Annotated in this window: 17 protein-coding genes; 6 read left to right on the top strand and 11 right to left on the bottom strand. The window is 52.9% G+C overall.

Annotated elements, in window-relative coordinates:
• Positions 1 to 159 precede the first annotated feature (159 nt).
• Positions 160 to 507: a hypothetical protein gene (locus D3A97_RS24790; RefSeq protein ID WP_157986370.1), complete on the top strand. Its 348-nt coding sequence runs from the start codon at positions 160 to 162 to the stop codon at positions 505 to 507.
• A 65-nt stretch (positions 508 to 572) separates the two neighbouring features.
• Here the strand turns inward: D3A97_RS24790 and rho are convergent, their stop codons facing one another.
• A complete protein-coding gene (gene rho / locus D3A97_RS05945; RefSeq protein ID WP_119078453.1) occupies positions 573 to 2261 on the bottom strand; it encodes a transcription termination factor Rho in 1689 nt (562 codons plus the stop codon).
• Positions 2262 to 2639: 378 nt separating this feature from the next.
• Here rho and asnS point away from each other — a divergent pair, with 378 nt between their 5' ends.
• From asnS to D3A97_RS05930, 3 genes are all read left to right on the top strand, one after another.
• Positions 2640 to 4076 carry an asparagine--tRNA ligase gene (gene asnS, locus D3A97_RS05940; RefSeq protein WP_119078452.1) on the top strand — a complete coding sequence of 479 codons (1437 nt, stop codon included), beginning with the start codon at positions 2640 to 2642 and terminating at the stop codon, positions 4074 to 4076.
• A 289-nt stretch (positions 4077 to 4365) separates the two neighbouring features.
• A complete protein-coding gene (locus D3A97_RS05935) occupies positions 4366 to 4896 on the top strand; it encodes an ExbD/TolR family protein (protein WP_119078451.1) in 531 nt (176 codons plus the stop codon).
• Between the two features lie 54 nt (positions 4897 to 4950).
• Positions 4951 to 5907, top strand: a complete 957-nt coding sequence (locus D3A97_RS05930; RefSeq protein ID WP_119077474.1) for an isopenicillin N synthase family dioxygenase — start codon at positions 4951 to 4953, stop codon at positions 5905 to 5907.
• 11 nt (positions 5908 to 5918) lie between these two features.
• On the opposite strand, the gene D3A97_RS05925 is transcribed toward D3A97_RS05930, so the two are convergent.
• Positions 5919 to 6977, bottom strand: coding sequence for an alpha/beta hydrolase (locus D3A97_RS05925; RefSeq protein ID WP_119077473.1), 1059 nt, complete (start codon positions 6975 to 6977; stop codon positions 5919 to 5921).
• A gap of 181 nt (positions 6978 to 7158) precedes the next feature.
• Between D3A97_RS05925 and chrA the strand changes: the two genes are divergently transcribed.
• Complete coding sequence (chrA, locus tag D3A97_RS05920; protein WP_119077472.1) at positions 7159 to 8352, top strand: chromate efflux transporter; 1194 nt, start codon at positions 7159 to 7161, stop codon at positions 8350 to 8352.
• Between the two features lie 8 nt (positions 8353 to 8360).
• Here the strand turns inward: chrA and D3A97_RS05915 are convergent, their stop codons facing one another.
• From D3A97_RS05915 to trmB, 7 genes are read right to left on the bottom strand one after another with little or no spacing between them, the layout of a single operon-like run.
• A complete protein-coding gene (locus D3A97_RS05915; RefSeq protein ID WP_119077471.1) occupies positions 8361 to 9107 on the bottom strand; it encodes a LytR/AlgR family response regulator transcription factor in 747 nt (248 codons plus the stop codon).
• Between the two features lie 26 nt (positions 9108 to 9133).
• On the bottom strand, positions 9134 to 11224 hold the full coding sequence (locus D3A97_RS05910) for a histidine kinase (RefSeq protein ID WP_119077470.1): 2091 nt from the start codon (positions 11222 to 11224) through the stop codon (positions 9134 to 9136).
• Positions 11211 to 11450 carry a 4a-hydroxytetrahydrobiopterin dehydratase gene (locus D3A97_RS05905; RefSeq protein WP_119077469.1) on the bottom strand — a complete coding sequence of 80 codons (240 nt, stop codon included), beginning with the start codon at positions 11448 to 11450 and terminating at the stop codon, positions 11211 to 11213. Before D3A97_RS05905 ends, D3A97_RS05910 begins: the two co-directional genes overlap by 14 nt.
• Positions 11451 to 11484: 34 nt before the next feature.
• Entirely contained in the window at positions 11485 to 11928 is a 444-nt protein-coding gene (locus D3A97_RS05900) for an IPExxxVDY family protein (RefSeq protein ID WP_119077468.1), read from the bottom strand.
• 47 nt (positions 11929 to 11975) lie between these two features.
• Complete coding sequence (locus tag D3A97_RS05895; RefSeq protein ID WP_232825862.1) at positions 11976 to 12458, bottom strand: MGMT family protein; 483 nt, start codon at positions 12456 to 12458, stop codon at positions 11976 to 11978.
• Positions 12418 to 12624 carry a C1orf53 family protein gene (locus D3A97_RS05890; protein ID WP_119077466.1) on the bottom strand — a complete coding sequence of 69 codons (207 nt, stop codon included), beginning with the start codon at positions 12622 to 12624 and terminating at the stop codon, positions 12418 to 12420. Before D3A97_RS05890 ends, D3A97_RS05895 begins: the two co-directional genes overlap by 41 nt.
• The gene (gene trmB, locus D3A97_RS05885; RefSeq protein WP_119077465.1) at positions 12596 to 13306 is read right to left on the bottom strand and encodes a tRNA (guanosine(46)-N7)-methyltransferase TrmB; all 711 of its coding nucleotides are present in this window, start codon (positions 13304 to 13306) and stop codon (positions 12596 to 12598) included. Before trmB ends, D3A97_RS05890 begins: the two co-directional genes overlap by 29 nt.
• A gap of 678 nt (positions 13307 to 13984) precedes the next feature.
• Here trmB and D3A97_RS05880 point away from each other — a divergent pair.
• Positions 13985 to 14452, top strand: coding sequence for an Lrp/AsnC ligand binding domain-containing protein (locus D3A97_RS05880; RefSeq protein ID WP_119077464.1), 468 nt, complete (start codon positions 13985 to 13987; stop codon positions 14450 to 14452).
• A 79-nt stretch (positions 14453 to 14531) separates the two neighbouring features.
• On the opposite strand, the gene D3A97_RS05875 is transcribed toward D3A97_RS05880, so the two are convergent.
• Both D3A97_RS05875 and D3A97_RS05870 read right to left on the bottom strand, forming a co-directional pair.
• Positions 14532 to 15704, bottom strand: a complete 1173-nt coding sequence (locus D3A97_RS05875; protein WP_119077463.1) for a tryptophan 2,3-dioxygenase family protein — start codon at positions 15702 to 15704, stop codon at positions 14532 to 14534.
• Positions 15705 to 15827: 123 nt separating this feature from the next.
• On the bottom strand, positions 15828 to 16613 hold the full coding sequence (locus tag D3A97_RS05870) for an SDR family oxidoreductase (protein ID WP_119077462.1): 786 nt from the start codon (positions 16611 to 16613) through the stop codon (positions 15828 to 15830).
• Positions 16614 to 16653: the final 40 nt, after the last annotated feature.

The following is a 16653-nucleotide window of genomic DNA, read 5'->3' as shown; positions in this document are numbered from 1 at the left end:
GCAGAGTTTTGGATGGCATAATACAGAACAACCTAATGATGAAAGTAAACCGGATACACCTGCTGTTAATGCTTGTTTTGGGCGTATTGTTAAGCAGTTGCACCGTATATCACGACGCCTCCGGCAAGCGGGTCCCGCCGGGACAGGCAAAGAAGATGTATGGTACAAAATCTGCCAAGCCATTTGCACCGGGACAGCGCAAGAAGCAGCATTAAAATTTTAACCATGAAAAATTCGAGAAAACTTCAGGCCGCTGCTATTGCACTGTTATTTTTAGCAGCAAGCTGCGCATCGCAAAGAAACATGCCAGATGATCCGACTACGCCACCGCCGGAAAACCCGGCGATGCCGAATGAACCGTCAACACCAGCACCGCCGCCGCCGTCTGAACCGCCATCAACACCACCGCCACCGCCGCCCTCTTCACCGCAAACTCCGCCGGTGAACGGGCAGCATCACGTTGATCTTGACCATAGCATACCCGCACAGATAAACACAGGCACATGAATTGAAGAAAAAAGGGCTGTTACACCATCGCGTAACAGCCCTTTTTATATCACATCGTGGTATAGTTACCTGTTCATGGTAATGAGGAACTCTTCGTTGTTGCGGGTGCCTCTCATATGCTGCAGCATGAAGTTCATGGTTTCTTCCGTATTCATGTCTGCCAGGTGATTGCGCAGGATGTAAATACGTTGCAGCATTTCTTTTTCCAGCAGCAGGTCATCGCGGCGGGTAGAAGACGCGGTAACGTCAATAGCCGGGAAGATGCGGCGGTTAGCCAGCCTGCGGTCAAGCGCCAGTTCCATGTTACCGGTACCTTTGAACTCTTCAAAGATCACCTCGTCCATTTTGGAGCCGGTATCTATCAAAGCGGTAGCCAGTATGGTAAGCGAGCCGCCGTTCTCTATCTTGCGGGCGGCGCCGAAGAACTGTTTAGGTTTCTGCATGGCATTGGCTTCCACACCACCGCTCAACACCTTGCCGGAAGCGGGCGCCACGGTATTATGGGCACGGGCCAGGCGGGTAATGGAGTCCAGCAGGATCACCACATCGTGGCCGCATTCTACCAGCCGTTTTGCTTTTTGGAGGGCTATGGCAGATACTTTCACGTGTTTTTCGGCGGGCTCGTCAAAGGTAGAAGCAATCACTTCCGCTTTCACGCTGCGCTCCATGTCTGTCACCTCTTCCGGGCGCTCGTCTATCAGCACTACCATCAGGTAAATTTCCGGGTGGTTGGTGGCAATAGCGTTGGCCACTTCTTTCAGCAACATCGTTTTACCTACTTTCGGCTGCGCTACAATGAGGCCGCGCTGCCCCTTACCAATGGGCGTAAACATGTCCATGATACGGGTAGAATAGTTGTTGGACGTGGTGGTGAGCGTCAGCTTTTCAAAGGGGAACAGCGGCGTCAGGTAATCGAACGGTACGCGGTCGCGCACCTCTTCGGGAGACTTGCCATTGATGGTTTCCACCTTCAGCAGGGCAAAGTATTTTTCTCCTTCTTTCGGCGGGCGCACGCTGCCGCGTACGGTATCGCCGGTTTTGAGACCAAACAGTTTGATCTGAGAGGGAGATACATAAATATCGTCGGGCGAGCTGAGGTAGTTATAGTCTGAAGAGCGCAGGAAACCATAGCCATCGGGCATCATTTCCAGTACGCCTTCGCTCACTATCACCCCGTCAAACTCAATGTTGAATTGAGGTTCTTTTTTGCTCGGATACTTGTTGGCCGGGCCGGCGGCGGCTTTCGGCTGTATTACAGGCTCCTGCACGGTTACGAAATCATCTTCCGGCTCTTCCTCCTGCAACACAACTTCCTCTTCCTCCTCCTCATCTGACAAGGCCGGCAACACCAGGTCTTCGTCATCGTCAAAAGTAAGTGAGGGAATGTCCAGATCTATATCGAGCTTACGTTTTTTGGGTGCTTCGGGCTCTTGTTCTGGTTTGGGAGTAGTTGTTTTGGTGGCGGCTTTTTTGCCTTTTTTTGCGGAAGGTTTTTCTTCGGAGGGAGCGGGTTCTTCAGGTGCCGGTGCTGCTGGTGGTGCTTCTTCTTTTTTCGAGACCGGTTTCCGCTTTCTTGTTTTCTTTTCGTCTCCGTTGCTTTGTTGGTCTTCTGATGCTATCACGGCTTGTTTATCTAGTATTTTATAAATTAATGCTTGCTTGTCGAGTTTCTTTGGGTTTGAAATATCCAGTTTTTCTGCAATATCAAGCAGCTCGGGAACGAGCATGTCGTTCAGTTGTAAGATGTCGTACATCATCTGAGTTTGTCAAATTTTAGAATTGTCGTAAGGAGGGTACCACTGCATACCAACATACACCAATTAACAAATAATTGTTTTGAGTCAATAATAAAGCTTTGATCATTAAATTGATAGGGATCGCTTGAGTTAAGGACTGCGCTGATGAAGATGGCAAAATGGAACTTAATCAGACAGATTGTGGGTACAAGATTAAAACAAGTTTTGCTAATCTCCAAAAAAATATTCGCCGGTAAATACCTGCCAGCAGGGGCATTAACCGGTTTGCCCTGGCGCCGCAGCGGCTCCTTTACCCTGCTCCCGGCGCAAATTCCCGGCCAGTTTTACAGCCTTTTCTCTATTTTTGCACTCAATTTCAAAAAAAATATCAATGATATGAGCCAAAGAGTAAAGATCAGGCAGATCCTGCTGAATAGCAGTACAAACTATGACGTAACGGTAAAAGGATGGGTGCGTACCTTCCGGAATAACCAGTTTATAGCTTTGAACGACGGCTCTACCAATAATAATTTACAGGTGGTGGTGAACGAGGCGGAGATAGACCCCGCCCTCTTCAAACGCATTACCCGCGGCGCGGCTATTGCCGTTACCGGCCAGATCATCCCTTCCCTGGGCAAAGGGCAGCGGATAGAGCTGAAAGCCGCGCAGCTGGAGATACTGGGAGACTGTGACGCGGAGGCCTACCCCATCCAGCCGCAGAAACAAAGCCTGGAGTTTCTCCGGGAAATTGCCCACCTGCGCTTCCGTACCAACACCTTCGGCGCCGTTTTCCGCCTGCGCCATGCGCTGGCCTTTGCCGTACACCGCTTTTTTAACGAAAAAGGTTTCGTATACCTGCATACCCCCATCATCACCGCTTCAGACGCGGAAGGAGCCGGGGAAATGTTCCGCGTTACCACGCTTGACCTGAAGAACCCGCCGCGTACGGAAAACGGGGAAATAGATTATAAGGAAGACTTCTTTGGCCGCACCACCAACCTTACCGTATCCGGCCAGCTGGAAGGCGAACTGGGCGCTATGGCCTTTGGTGATATCTACACCTTCGGGCCTACCTTCCGTGCGGAAAATTCCAACACGGCCCGCCACCTGGCGGAGTTCTGGATGATTGAGCCGGAAATGGCGTTTTACGATCTGAAAGACAACATGGACCTGGCGGAAGAGTTCATCAAATACGTGATCAGGTATGCGCTGGACAATAACCGGGAAGACCTCGAGTTCCTGGCGCAGCGCCTGGCAGATGAAGAGAAAGGCAAACCGCAGGTAGAACGCAGCGAAATGGGGCTGATCGAAAAGCTGGAGTTTGTGCTGAACAACGAGTTTATGCGCATTACCTATACGGAAGCCATAGACATCCTGAAAAACAGCAAACCCAACAAGAACAAGAAGTTCCAGTACCCGGTAGAAGAATGGGGCACAGACCTCCAGAGCGAGCATGAACGCTACCTGGTGGAAAAACATTTCAAGAAACCGGTGATACTTACAGACTATCCGGCCGCCATCAAGTCTTTCTACATGAAGCAGAATGAAGACGGTAAAACGGTACGCGCCATGGACATCCTGTTCCCCGGCATTGGTGAAATAGTAGGCGGTTCGCAACGGGAAGAGAACTATGACAAACTGGTGCGCCGCATGAACGAACTGAACATACCGGTAGAAGAGCTGTACTGGTACCTGGATACCCGCCGCTTTGGCACGGCGCCGCACGCCGGCTTTGGCCTTGGCTTTGAGCGGCTGGTGCTTTTTGTGAGCGGCATGAGCAACATCCGCGATGTAATCCCTTTCCCCCGCACACCGAAGAACGCAGAGTTTTAATAACAACGTTTGTAATACATGCAAAAGGCCGGCTCACAAAGAGCCGGCTTTTTTATGCGGTAGCCGGAAAACAGGGAACTGACGCATCAGATTTTTGAGGTCATAGGCGCCCCTGGCGCAGGCAGGCATTTGATGTGAAACCAGTGCTTCAGGAACACTTCCTGCATCTTATGGAATTTTTTTCCTCCCGCATCTCTTACCTGAGCAAACAATGCAAAGTGTGTGTTATCCCAAAACGGCAGCGGGTGCTATACCCGTTGCCGGTTTTACCACCTTTAAATTTACGGCCATGGCAGAAATGAACACATCCACCGAAAATGGCTGCCAGCGCGGCGGCAGGCGCAGCAAAAAGTTATCTACGAGAGTAGACATGACGCCTATGGTAGACCTTGGTTTTTTACTCATCACCTTTTTTATGCTCACCACGGTTTTGACCAAACCCGGCGCCATGCCGCTGGTAATGCCGGCAGACGGGCCGCCCACCCCCGTAGGGGACAGCAAGGCCCTCACGCTGCTGATACACGGCAACAACCGTATTTCGTGGTACGACGGGCAGGGGCAGGATGCGCAACACCCTCCCGTGATATATGCCAGCAACTTTTCCGTACACAATGGTATCGGCGAAGTGATACGCGCCAAACAACAAAAGGTGGCCAGCGCCACGGGAGATGCAGACCAGCTGGTGGTGATGATCAAAGCAGCCGGGAGCGCCCGCTACCGCAGTGTGGTAGATGCGCTTGATGAAATGAAGATCAACCGGGTGGCCAGGTACGCCATCACAGACATCACCCCGGAGGAGCTTGAAATGTTGGGGGAATAGGCAACGGCACGAAGGTGTTTTTCCCTTACCTTTAGTGTTCCAAAACACCACTATATGGCTACCGTTAATTCCATTCCTTCTGTAGACCTGGCGGAGTTCACCACCGGCAACCCCGCCCACAAGGCAGCTTTTGTAGCGCAACTCGGAAAAGCATATGAAGAAGTAGGTTTTGTTGCGGTAAAGAACCATGGCATACCGGACCAGCTGATCGCAGACCTTTACCGGTACGTGCAGGAATTTTTCAAACTGCCGCCCGATGCCAAGCACGGGTATGAAATACCAGCCCTGGCAGGGCAGCGCGGCTACACGTCTTTCGGGAAAGAACACGCGAAAGGTTTTGATGCGCCTGACCTGAAGGAGTTTTTCCAGTTCGGGCAGTCTGTGGAAGACGGGGACCCTGTGCGGTCTGAATACCCGGAAAACGTACAGGTAAGGGAAGTGCCGCAGTTCACGCCCACCCTCTTCAAGGCCTACCGCGCTTTTGAGAAATCCGGCCAGGCGCTGCTGCAGGCCATTGCCTTGTACCTCGGGCTGGACGAGCATTACTTTGACAGCCGGATACACAACGGCAACTCCATTTTGAGGGCCATACATTATCCGCCTATCACGCAGGAACCAAAGTCTGCCATACGGGCCGAGCAGCATGAAGACATTAACCTCATCACCCTGCTGGTAGGCGCTTCTGCAGACGGTTTGCAGGTGCTTGACAAACAGGGCAACTGGGTGCCGGTTACTTCATTACCAGACCAGATCGTGGTGAACGTGGGAGATATGCTGCAACGCCTCACCAATAATAAACTGAAGTCTACCACCCACCGCGTGGTAAATCCTCCGCGCGAAATGTGGGGCACCTCCCGCTTCAGCATCCCATTCTTCCTGCATCCCAAATCCAGTATGGACCTCACCTGCCTGCCGGCTACGGTAGATGCGCGACACCCTGCGGAATACCCGCCCATTACGGCCGGTGAGTATCTTGATGAGCGGCTGCGGGAAATTGGCCTGAAAAAATAAGAGGGGGTTGATCAGAGGTGTGTGTGGCCGGCCGTTTCCTTCCCGGTGTCAAGCAGGCTGATAGCCTCGTTGGGAGACACTTCCTGCCCGTTGAAAATTCTTGAGAAATAGGCTACCATGGCCGGCGTTAGCCTAAACTCGTTTTTGGGAAAGTTCATGAAATAGCTGTGCTGCCAGCCCACCATGTTGTGGAAGTTAACGTATACCGCGTTGGATGCGCGGTGGCGTTTCTTCACTTTTTCTCCCAGCTGTTTTTTCAGCATCAGCAGGTGGGCGCCTTTCAGCTGCAGGTCTGACCGGTTGTAGTGTATGTATACCTGTTTGGCAAAATTTATCTTTTCCACCCATTCCGCATGCCCCTTCTGCGGTACGCAGGCGGCGTTGATCACCAGGTTGTCTATGAACGGCGTGTTGTTGAGGCCGCTGATATGCTGGTGCTGCACCATTTCCTCGAGGATGATATTACCCATACTGTGGTAAAATGTGGTGAGCCTTGCACCTTCTATCCATGGCGCCCCTGCGGTTTTAGCCTGCTGCAGTTGCCGCATGAGCTGCAGGTACTGGCCGGCGGAAAGCCTGGCATTGTGCCGGGCAAATTTGAAGTTTTTGGAAGGTTTGTAGGAATTGTTGATACTGGCGTAGTCAAACATGATCACGTTCACCTTGTACTGTGCGGCCATCAGCTTGGCGCGTACCACGTTGGCCGTGAAAATTTTGCCCATGCCTTCCGCGTACACCACAATGTCTTTTCCCCGGGGCATATGCTCCATGGCCTCTCCGAGGGAGGGGGCCTGGTATACGTTCCACTTGCCGCCGGTTTTCTGGAGAAAGAAGTATTTAAGGGAGGTAGTGTCCAGGTGCTCATCTGCAAAGCGGAGGCTATCCGGGTGAATGTACCGGTTGCTGACAAAAACGAGGCAGGTATCGCTTTGGGTTTGCGGTTTCAGGGTTTCCGGCTGGAGGAGGAACTCCTGCCAATGCTCGTTGCTATTGTAGGGGGCGGCCCCGTTCTGCGCCTGCGCCACCGTAATGCCCGCCATCAGAAAAATGGCCGTCAAGAATCGCTTCATATAATGTACCGTTGAGCTGTTTTTCTTTAACGCCTAAACGAAGGCATTTGTTGGTGCCCTACCGTTGTTTTCAGTACAAGTTCCATGCCTTGTTGCAAGCCGTTGAGAAACAGGATGTAGGATAGAAGTCGAAAATTTCATTACTTTACTGGAAATTGGGCAGCTTTTATCCAAACCTATAGTGTTTTTACGTCACATTTCATTTCTGAGGGCCGTATTGTTGCACAGCATCACCGCTTTTGGTGGACCACAAGGCCACCTGGCCATGATGATGAAAACGTTTGTGCAACAGCGGAGAGATGTAACGGAGCAGGAGCTGATGGAATACAACGCTTTCTGCCAGTTGCTGCCGGGCGCCTCATCGTCCCAAACTCTTACCCTGATAGGGTATAAACGGGGCGGCGTAATGCTGGCCGTGGTCACCCTCATGATCTGGGTCACCCCTGCCTGCCTGCTGATGGGCTCCCTCAGTTTTTTGCTGCAGTACTTTGACAAGCGGGCCCTGGAGGTAGACATTTTCAAATACGTACAGCCTATGGCGGTGGGCTTTCTGGCCTACGGCGGCATCAGGGCCTACCAGATCAGCATTCGCAGCACCGCCACCCTCGTTATTATGCTGGTGGCCATGCTGGCCAGCTATTTCCTCAAGTCTCCATGGACGTTCCCGGCGCTCATCATCCTGGGCGGCATTATTTCCAATTTCAGCAACAAACGTATCCCTGATATTGATGAAAAGCCCAAAAAGATACAGTGGGGGAACCTCTGGCTGTTTGCCCTCCTGTTCATCCTGGCCGGCTTTTTATCCGAGCTGGCGCGTACCAATAACTGGATCACGCGGCGGCCTTTCAACCTGTTCGAGAACTTTTACCGTTTCGGCAGCCTGGTATTTGGCGGCGGGGACATTCTCATAGCCATGATGCTGGAGCAGTACGTATTCCGCGCCAAGTCTACCTTTATGACGGCGGAAGAGTTGCTGACCGGTGCGGGTATTATGCGGGCCATGCCCGGGCCTACCTTTTCCGTGTCTGCCTATGTAGGCGGCATGGTGATGCGCAACCTGGGGCCCGGCGCCCAGTTCCTGGGCTGCATACTGGCGCCCATGGCCATTTTTCTGCCCAGTTTGCTGCTGGTGCTGTTTTTCTTTCCTATCTGGAACAACCTGAAAAAGCACGTGATGATCTACCGGGCGCTGGAAGGTATCAACGCCGTTGTGGTAGGCATTATGTGGGCCGCTACCTTCATCCTTTTCTTTTCCATACAGGTTACCTGGTACAATGTGCTCATCATGCTGGTTACCCTGAGCCTGTTGTGCCTCACGCGGCTGCCGTCTCCCTTTATCGTAATTGCCTGCATACTGGCGGGGTGGCTGCTGTAGCCAGCGGCTCAGTCCTGTTTCCACAAAGCCACCAGCTCCCGCATCCGGCGTTCCGTTACATCAAGGCAATGGTTTTGCAGGTGAATTTTATTGCCGGCGGGGTCTAGTTGCTGAATATGGGGCACCTGCACCATGTGGGTGTTATTGATCTGATAAAAACGCATGGGTGCAAATAACTCTGTGTAGTAGCGGAACGTGCGGGCGGAAGGCAGTGTGCGCCCGTCCCGGAGGTAAAACACCGTTTTGTCTGCCTGCCCTTCCAGGTAGAGGATGTCTTCCACCCCAACAATTTCTTCCGGGCCGGCGGCTGCGGGCAATACCAGCTGGCGCACTTCGCCCGCGGGTTTGCCGAAGTTGCGGAGCAATACCTCATACCGGTCGTGATGGCGCTCCTGCCCTATGCGCTGTACCACTGTGCCCACGGCCTGCAGCAGGCTTTCCTTGTCTATGGGTTTCAGGATCAGCTCCACTTCGCTGAGGCGGATGGTATGCAGAAAGCGTTTCTCGAAAGCCGTTACGAATATGGCCTCAAAAGAGGAGTCGTATGCTCCGGCCAGCACGTCAAAGCCGGTACCGTCCGGCATTTCGAGGTCGAGGAATACAAGCTGGGGCTGGTGCATGCGGATCTGTTCTATGCCCTCCCTGCAGTTGGCGGCCATGCCTACTGCTTCAATTTCGGGGCAGTATTTGCCCAGCATCAGGGAGATGATATCCCTGCTGTTCCGTTCATCGTCTATAATTACAGCGCGGATCATAAGCGTTTTATAACTGACACAGGCAACTATAACTGGGGTATGAATATTCTGATGATGGTTCCGCTATCGTTGGCCTGTTTTCTTGATTTATCTATTATTTCTATCTGGATATCTGTATTATACATTTTGTTCAGCAGCTCCGCCCGGTTGAGGCTTATTTCCATGCCGGAAGACTGGTGGTGCGGCGGCAGGGAACGCAACGCCCTGGAGCGTTCTATGCCTATGCCGTTATCTTCAATGACACATTCCAGCATGTCTGACGCTGCCAGCCTGAAGGTGATAACAAGCAGGCCGGTAACCCTTTCATCATTATTCATGCCATGTTTGACGGCGTTTTCCACGTAGGGTTGGAGCAACATGGCCGGCACTTCCAGCTCTGCGGCGGCAATGGTGGGGTCTATCACTATTTCGTAGCTCATCTTCTGCTCAAACCGCATTTTCTCCAATCCAAGATAGGTATTTAAATAGGTAATTTCGTCAGCCAGCGAAATAAAATTCCGCCGGGAAAAGTCCAGCGTTTTCCGGATCAGGTACGAGAAATCCGACAGGTACTTCTGGGCATGCTCAAAATCCCGTTGCATCACAAATAGCTGGATGGAGTTGAGGCAATTGAAGATGAAATGCGGGTTGATCTGCGCGCGGATGGCCTTCAGTTCAATTTCCGCCAGTTTTTTGCCGTACTCTATGTCCAGCTGCAGTTTGCGCTGCTCTTCCAGCTCCATTTTTTTCCGCAGTATTTCCGTGGTCTGTTCTTTTACCAGCTCTTCCAGCTGTACATTGAGCTTGCGCTGGAGGTCCTTGTTCTTGTTCAGCTGTTTGATGAGCATTTCCTGCGTTTTGGTTTTTTCCTGGTGTACCAGTTTGTTGCGGTAGCTGAGGCCCGCGGCAAAAAACAGCACATGCAGTAAAACGCCCAATATTAACAGGTTGTACGGCGCCACCAGCTCTGGCAGCGGCGTAAAGCCCACCGGCTCCGTATTGACCAGGAATGCGTAGAACGACAGCAGGAAAAGGCTCAGGGAGCCGAAGAGGAAAAAGCGCACCAGCGGGTGATGGCGGGTACGGCGGGCCAGCGCAATAAAGGAAATGGCCAGCGGGATGAAAGTGATGTAATACACTGCCTTGTAAATAATGGCGGGGGCCTGGTAGTTGCCCATGGCAATCAGCGTAATGCAGAGCACTATCAATACGCCCGTGGCAATAGCGCCGTAGCGGTAGGCCTTTTCCAACAGCGGGTAGCGCTCCCGCAGGCTCAGGAACATGTTGCCGAATAGCATGTACATGAGGTAAAAGCAGAACAGCATGGCCGGCACATCCCAGTAATATTTGAACATGGGGCAGAAATGGAAGAAAGATAACTGGAAGGGTTTTGTTTCCAGCCGCAGGGCAAAGAAAATGATCAGCCCCAGCAGGTAGCCTGCAAAATAGAGCGAAGAGCGGTCTGGCAGCTGTGTGTAGTTGATGATGGTGATGGCCAGCAGCACCAGCAGCATGCCCAGCAACAATTGTATGATCAGCGCTTCTGACTTGTAGTGATCTGCCTGGTCCTGGCGGAACTCCGCATAGTTCACGGCATCAAACAGCACCGGCATGAAATTGTTTTCCCGGTAGAAGCGGTTCACCACGTGCAGGTAAAAAGTGCCTGCCTGGCCGGGGGCCAGCTGAACGGGAAAGGCAAAACGGTCCCAGCGGCTTACGTTGCCGCGGTCTGTCATCAACCCCGTGGCCACGGGCGTTTGCGGTGCGGGCGGGTACCAGGTGAGCGCATCGTGCCAGCCGGTAAAAAAATAAAGGGTGGCGGTTTTGGCGCCGGTATTTTTTATGGAGAACCTGAGCCAGCGGTCGTTCACCGTATGGAGGGCTTTTTTGTGGAGGTGAAAAACGGCGGTATCCTGCACAAAAGCGGCCGGGGGAATGCTGGCGGGAGCGTTTATGCCGGGAGAACCGCGGAACAGCTGCAGGTACGGGCGAACGTCCAGCTCCCGCACCGGCGCTGTAAAGTCCAGGGCCAGCGTATCCTGGGCAAACGCTTGGCCGGCGGGGCGCAGGGCACAACAAAACAATAGGAATGTAACAATAAGACGGTTCACGGCTGGCCGGTTGTTAAGAGGGTTCATATAATTTATCAACAGCCGCGGCCAGCTGGTGGTCTTTTTCTGTTACCACGTTGCCCGCGCTGTGCGTGGAGAGGTACATATCAACCTGGTTATAGGTATTGGTCCAGGTGGGATGATGGTCCATTTTTTCAGCTACCAGGGCAACCTTGGTCATAAAGGCGAAGGCTTCCTTAAAGTCGGCAAAGCGGAAGGCCCGGTGGAGTTGATGATCTTTTTCCTGCCACATATACAATTGGTTTGAGGGGAAGTTAAAGCATAGCTTAAAATATCAGGTTGATCTTGTTGCGGATATCTTTCATATCCAGCAGCGATACCAGTTGGATAAGCTCTACTTTCCGGCATTGTTCAATCAGTGTTTTCACGTCTGCGTCCTGGTAGTAATTGCCTTTAATGAGCCAGATGTAGTCCACATGTTTCAGTTCCGGCAACAGAAATTCCGCTTTGCAGTGGTTGTTGTACAGGTAGTGCGCGGCGGACTTTGTAAGCTCTTCATATTCGAACACCGTAAAATAAAAAGCGCGCCGCTGTTTGGTGAGGTTGATCTCCAGGGAATTGTTGACCCGGAAATCGTACCCGAGGTGTTTGTTGATCTGCCAGCAAAGCTGGTAGTCTTTAGCCTGGGAAATGATACCGGCCAGCCAGGTGTCCTCGAAAAAATCTTCCACCAGTTGTTCCTGGTCCAGCTTGAGCTTTAGTACGGACATATCGGAAAGAAAAATGCTTTCGTAAAGGTATTCAAACTATGCGGCATCTACCGTGGTTTTTTGCGTTGGGGGGATTTGGCGGCTTTTTGTTTGGCCGGGGCCGCTTTGGCGGGTTGTACGGCCGTTGCCTTTTTGGAACGGACTTTAAGGGCCGCCGGTTTTACCGCCGCCTTGCCGGGTTTCCCCGCCGGGTCCCAGAATACGCGCTCAAAATCGGCTATCCGGTCATTTTTCACGGTTACGCCTTCCTGCTCCAGCAGTTCCTGCATGAGCGTGGGGGTGGCAAAGAACGATCTTCCTGAAAGCTCGCCTTTGCTGTTCACCACGCGGTGGGCGGGCACCGGCGGTTTGGCGCGGCCGGCGGCGTTCATGGCCCAGCCTACCATTCTGGGGGTGAGGCGTATGCCGGCGGCTTCCGCAATGGCGCCGTAGCTGGTGGCGCGGCCTTTGGGTATGCGGCGCGCAATGCTGAACACCACTTCCATGTAGTTACTGCCCGCCTTGCTTTCCGCGGGCTTTGCGGGCGGCAAGGAGGCCGCCTTTTTTATTTTCGGGGACGTTTTCATAATCAAAAGGACAGTGCAGGCAACCATTTCCGCAGCAATACCCCCGCTCGCGGTGGTATTTTTCAGTGAGCACTACATACCCCTGCTCGTTATAATAAAAGTCAATGTTCTCCTTCAGCGGCTGCTTCATCTTCCGGTTCCGGTTTAAAGGCCCGCCAGTTGATGGGCTCCGCGGGCAATGCAAATTTAAGGAAACGGATGGTGCGGCCGTCTGCCAGGTGCATGCCTTCGTAATACGTCTGGATGCGCAGCAGCTCGGGCACGGGGTTTAGGGCGTACACGTTTGGGATATCTTCCAGCAGGGTGCAGCCGGTAGCCGCTATTACATATTGTGTGAAATGGTACAGTTCAGCCGAGTCCGTTTTCAGGTGAATGGCGCCGCCCGGGGCCAGTATCTGCTGGTAAAGCGCCAGAAACCTGGGGTGGGTGAGGCGTTTGCGTGCTTTGGACTTGCGCAGGAAGGGGTCCGGGAAGGTGATCCAGATATTGCTGACCTCCTGCGGGGCAAAGTAATCCGTCAGTTTTTCTATCTGGGTACGCAAAAACGCAACGTTCGGCAGTTTTTCCGTTAAGGCCGTTTTGGCGCCCCGCCAGATGCGGTTGCCCTTCAGGTCTACCCCCAGGAAGTTGCCTTCCGGGTACCGCCGGGCCAGGCCCAGGGTGTAATCTCCCTTGCCGCAGGCCAGCTCCAGGGTGAGGGGATGGGCGTTGCCAAAGTGGCTGGCCCAGGCGCCCGGCATGTTCTCCGGGTAGATCAGTACGTTGGGAAAGGTCTCTATCTCAGCAAACCGTTGTAGTTTCTTTTGTGCCATGAGGCGGCAAAATTATAAAATTGTTCCCTGCCGGGCTAAAAAAGGTATATTCCCATCTGTCATCCTTCGGTGATCCTTCGGTGATCCTTCGGTCAACCTTCGGTTAAACACCCTCAAACCCGTACTGGCACCGAACACCACCGAAGGATCACCGAAGGATTGTCAGTAGCATGTCAGTAGCGCGCCAGGGGGTCAGGCGTTGTTTTGGGCCGCCAAACAGGCTGGGAACGAGGGCGTTAAGGAAAAGCGGCCGGGGTGCTGATGTATGCATGGCGGTGTGTGGGCCGGGGTGCAACGAAAAAGGGCCGACCGGTTATGCGGTCAGCCCTTTTGAAAGCTGTAGGAGTAGGATTCGAACCTACACGAGGCAGTTAGCCATAGCACAAAGAAGATTAGTGGTCAACCCATTACGCTACGTTTATCCCGTGATCCTCACCCCCGAGACGAGAGGGCATGTCTGCCAATTCCATCACCCCACAAAGTTTGGAGCGCCCGGTCAGAAAACTGCTTCTTTCAAGCGTTTGCCGGCTTCCGGGAGCGGCTTGTTTTCAACGATTATGATGCAAATCTAAAGAGAGGGGGTATTTTTTGCAAATATTTTAAGAAGAATTTTGGAAATTTCGATATTTTTTAAATATTTGCATGTAAGTTTAAAACATTCAAAAACAATTTGTCAAAATGAGCCACAATTTGAATATTGACAAACTGGACCTCCAGATCATCAGCGAGATGATGTCTAACGCAGAAATCTCATACGCAGACCTGGGGAAGAAACTCTTCGTTTCAGGGGGAACTATCCACGTTCGTATGAAAAAACTACAGGAGCTTGGTATTGTTAAAGGTACGAGATTACATGTAGATTTAAAAATGATCGGTTATGACGTGATCGCTTTTATCGGCATTTTTCTCGAAAAAAGCTCCATGTACGATGCCGTAGCCAAAGAATTGCGCAAAATGCCCGAGATAGTGCGGCTGAACTACACCACCGGTGGCTGGAGCATGTTCGCCGAAATTATCTGTAAAGACATTTCCTCCCTGCGCCGCGTGCTGCACGATGAGCTGCAAAAGATCAAAGGCATAGAACGCACCGAAACATTCATTTCCCTGGAAGAGAGCTTTACCCGTACCATCAACGTGGTAGAATAAAGCCTCCCGGTTTTATACGCAATAAAAGCAAAAAGGGCCACGGCGCCCGTAGCCCTTTTTGCTATTTAACCGTACCATATCAGGTAAAGCCCAGTCTTCTTCCCATTTCCGGACTTAATACCGGCAATTTTCTCCTTTCTATCAAAAAACTGGTGAGCTTGGCCACATCGGCAAAAATGTAGTGTTTGTCCAGCGCGCCCTTCAGGTAATTGCGCCCTGTGCTGCCGCCGGTACCTATGCGGGAGCCGATCATCCTGTGTACCATGCTCATGTGCCGGTACCGCCAGGTGCTGAGCTGCTCGTCTGTTTCCAGCAGGCTGTTCAGCAACTGGAAAGGCAATTGCAGCAAGGGATAACCTCTGTACAGCATAATGAACAGGGCCGCGCGGCAGGCTTTGGGGGAGAGCCGGCGGGGTACGGCCATATCGCTTTTTTCTGAAGCCGCGGCCGGCGCAGTGCCTGTGGTTGCACCCGGCGCCGTATCGCTTCCTCCTGCAGCGGCGGTTAGCGCTGCACCGTCTTCCGGCGGGGTACCTGCGGCAACGTTCCCGTTCCCGAACACGGCATCAAAATGCGCCAGGTTGCCTTGTTCGGCTTCGGCCAGGCTGTTTTGGTACACCTGCCTGTAATGGCGCCAGAAAATATGCGTGCTGTTGCTTTCTGAAGGGGCGCCTTCTTCCAACTCCGCGTTGTAATGTGCCCAGTTGGCGGGCTCGTTGAAGAAGGGCATTCTTTCCAGCCATTCGTTCACCAGGGTCAGGATGGATTTTTCACTTTCTGCGCGGCGGATCATGTCTACCTTGTCCTGCTGCAGTTGGGAAATATAATATTCCTGCCCGAAACGTTGCTCGTATTGCAGGCCCAGCCGGGCTTCCAGCACTTTAAACTGCCAGCTCTGAAACCCGGAGGCGGGCCGCAGCATATCCCGGAAGTCAAGAAAATCCATCGGCGTCATGGTCTCCATTACATCTATCTGCTGCACCAGCAGCTTGAGGATGGTCACCATGCGGGAGAGGCGGTGTACAATGGTTTGCAGCTCCGGTGAATTGTCGTTCACCGGTTTTTTTAGAATATCCGCAACAGATTCGGTTTCGTAGAGCAATTGTTTGAACCACAGCTCATAGGCCTGGTGGATCACTATAAAGAGCATTTCGTCATGGGCGGGTTGACGGTATTTGTCGCTTTCGGGAAACTGCGCATTGAGGATCTTGTCCAGTTGCAGGTAATCACCGTATTGCACGTTGGTATTCATCTGAAAAGAGGTTGGGTGGAGAAATAGTTCATTGTCCGGTATGAGCGGCGGGCCTCAGGTGGGGCTTTTGATGATATTTTTCCAGATGTTCATGCGCGGCAAAAATAAGGACCGGTCAGCAGCTTACAAGCTGGGTGTTTTGCCCCCGTCTACGGGCAGGTTGATGCCGGTGATATACCCTGCGGCGGGCGATGCCAGGAAAGCCACGGCCGCGCCAAATTCAGCTGGGTCCCCAAACCGCTGCATCGGTATTTCCTGCCGCCATTCTTCCTCCACGGTTGCCACCGGTACGCCGCGTGCCTCGGCGGTGGCCCTGAAGAGGCTGCCCAGCCGGTCTGTGCTCATGCTGCCCGGCAGCACGTTGTTCACGGTAATGCCGAAGGGCGCCAGCTCGCCGGCCATTGTTTTGGCCCAGTTGGCCACCGCGGCGCGGATGGTATTGGAAACGCCCAGGTTTTTGATAGGCACTTTTACCGAGGTGGAGATGATCTGTATAATGCGGCCGTAACCGCTGGCCTTCATACCCGGTACCACGGCCTGCGCCAGTAGCTGGTTGCACACCACGTGCATTTCAAAAGCCTTGGCAAATGCGCCGCCTTCGGCCGCCAGTATGGGCCCGGAAGAGGGGCCGCCCGTGTTGTTGACCAGTATGTTCACGATCTGTTCATCTGTAATGGCCGCTATGGTGGCTTTTACTTGCTCCGGCCGGGTAAAGTCCGTTACGTAGTAATTATGCTGCTGGCCCTGGCTGGCATCCAGCGAGGCGGCGGCCGCTTCCAGCGCTTTTTCGTTACGGGCCAGCAATATGCACGAAGCGCCGAGCAAGGCCAGTTCCCTGGCTGACGCAAGGCCCAGGCCTTGCGATGCGCCGCAAACAACGGCGGTTTTGCCTGCAAGTGAAAGGTTCATGCCATAAAATTAAGTAAATGGGCGCTCATGGGGGGCTGCC

This window comes from Chitinophaga alhagiae, from assembly GCF_003568665.1.
Lineage (GTDB): Bacteria > Bacteroidota > Bacteroidia > Chitinophagales > Chitinophagaceae > Chitinophaga > Chitinophaga alhagiae.
This window is presented reverse-complemented; position numbering and strand designations above follow the sequence as displayed.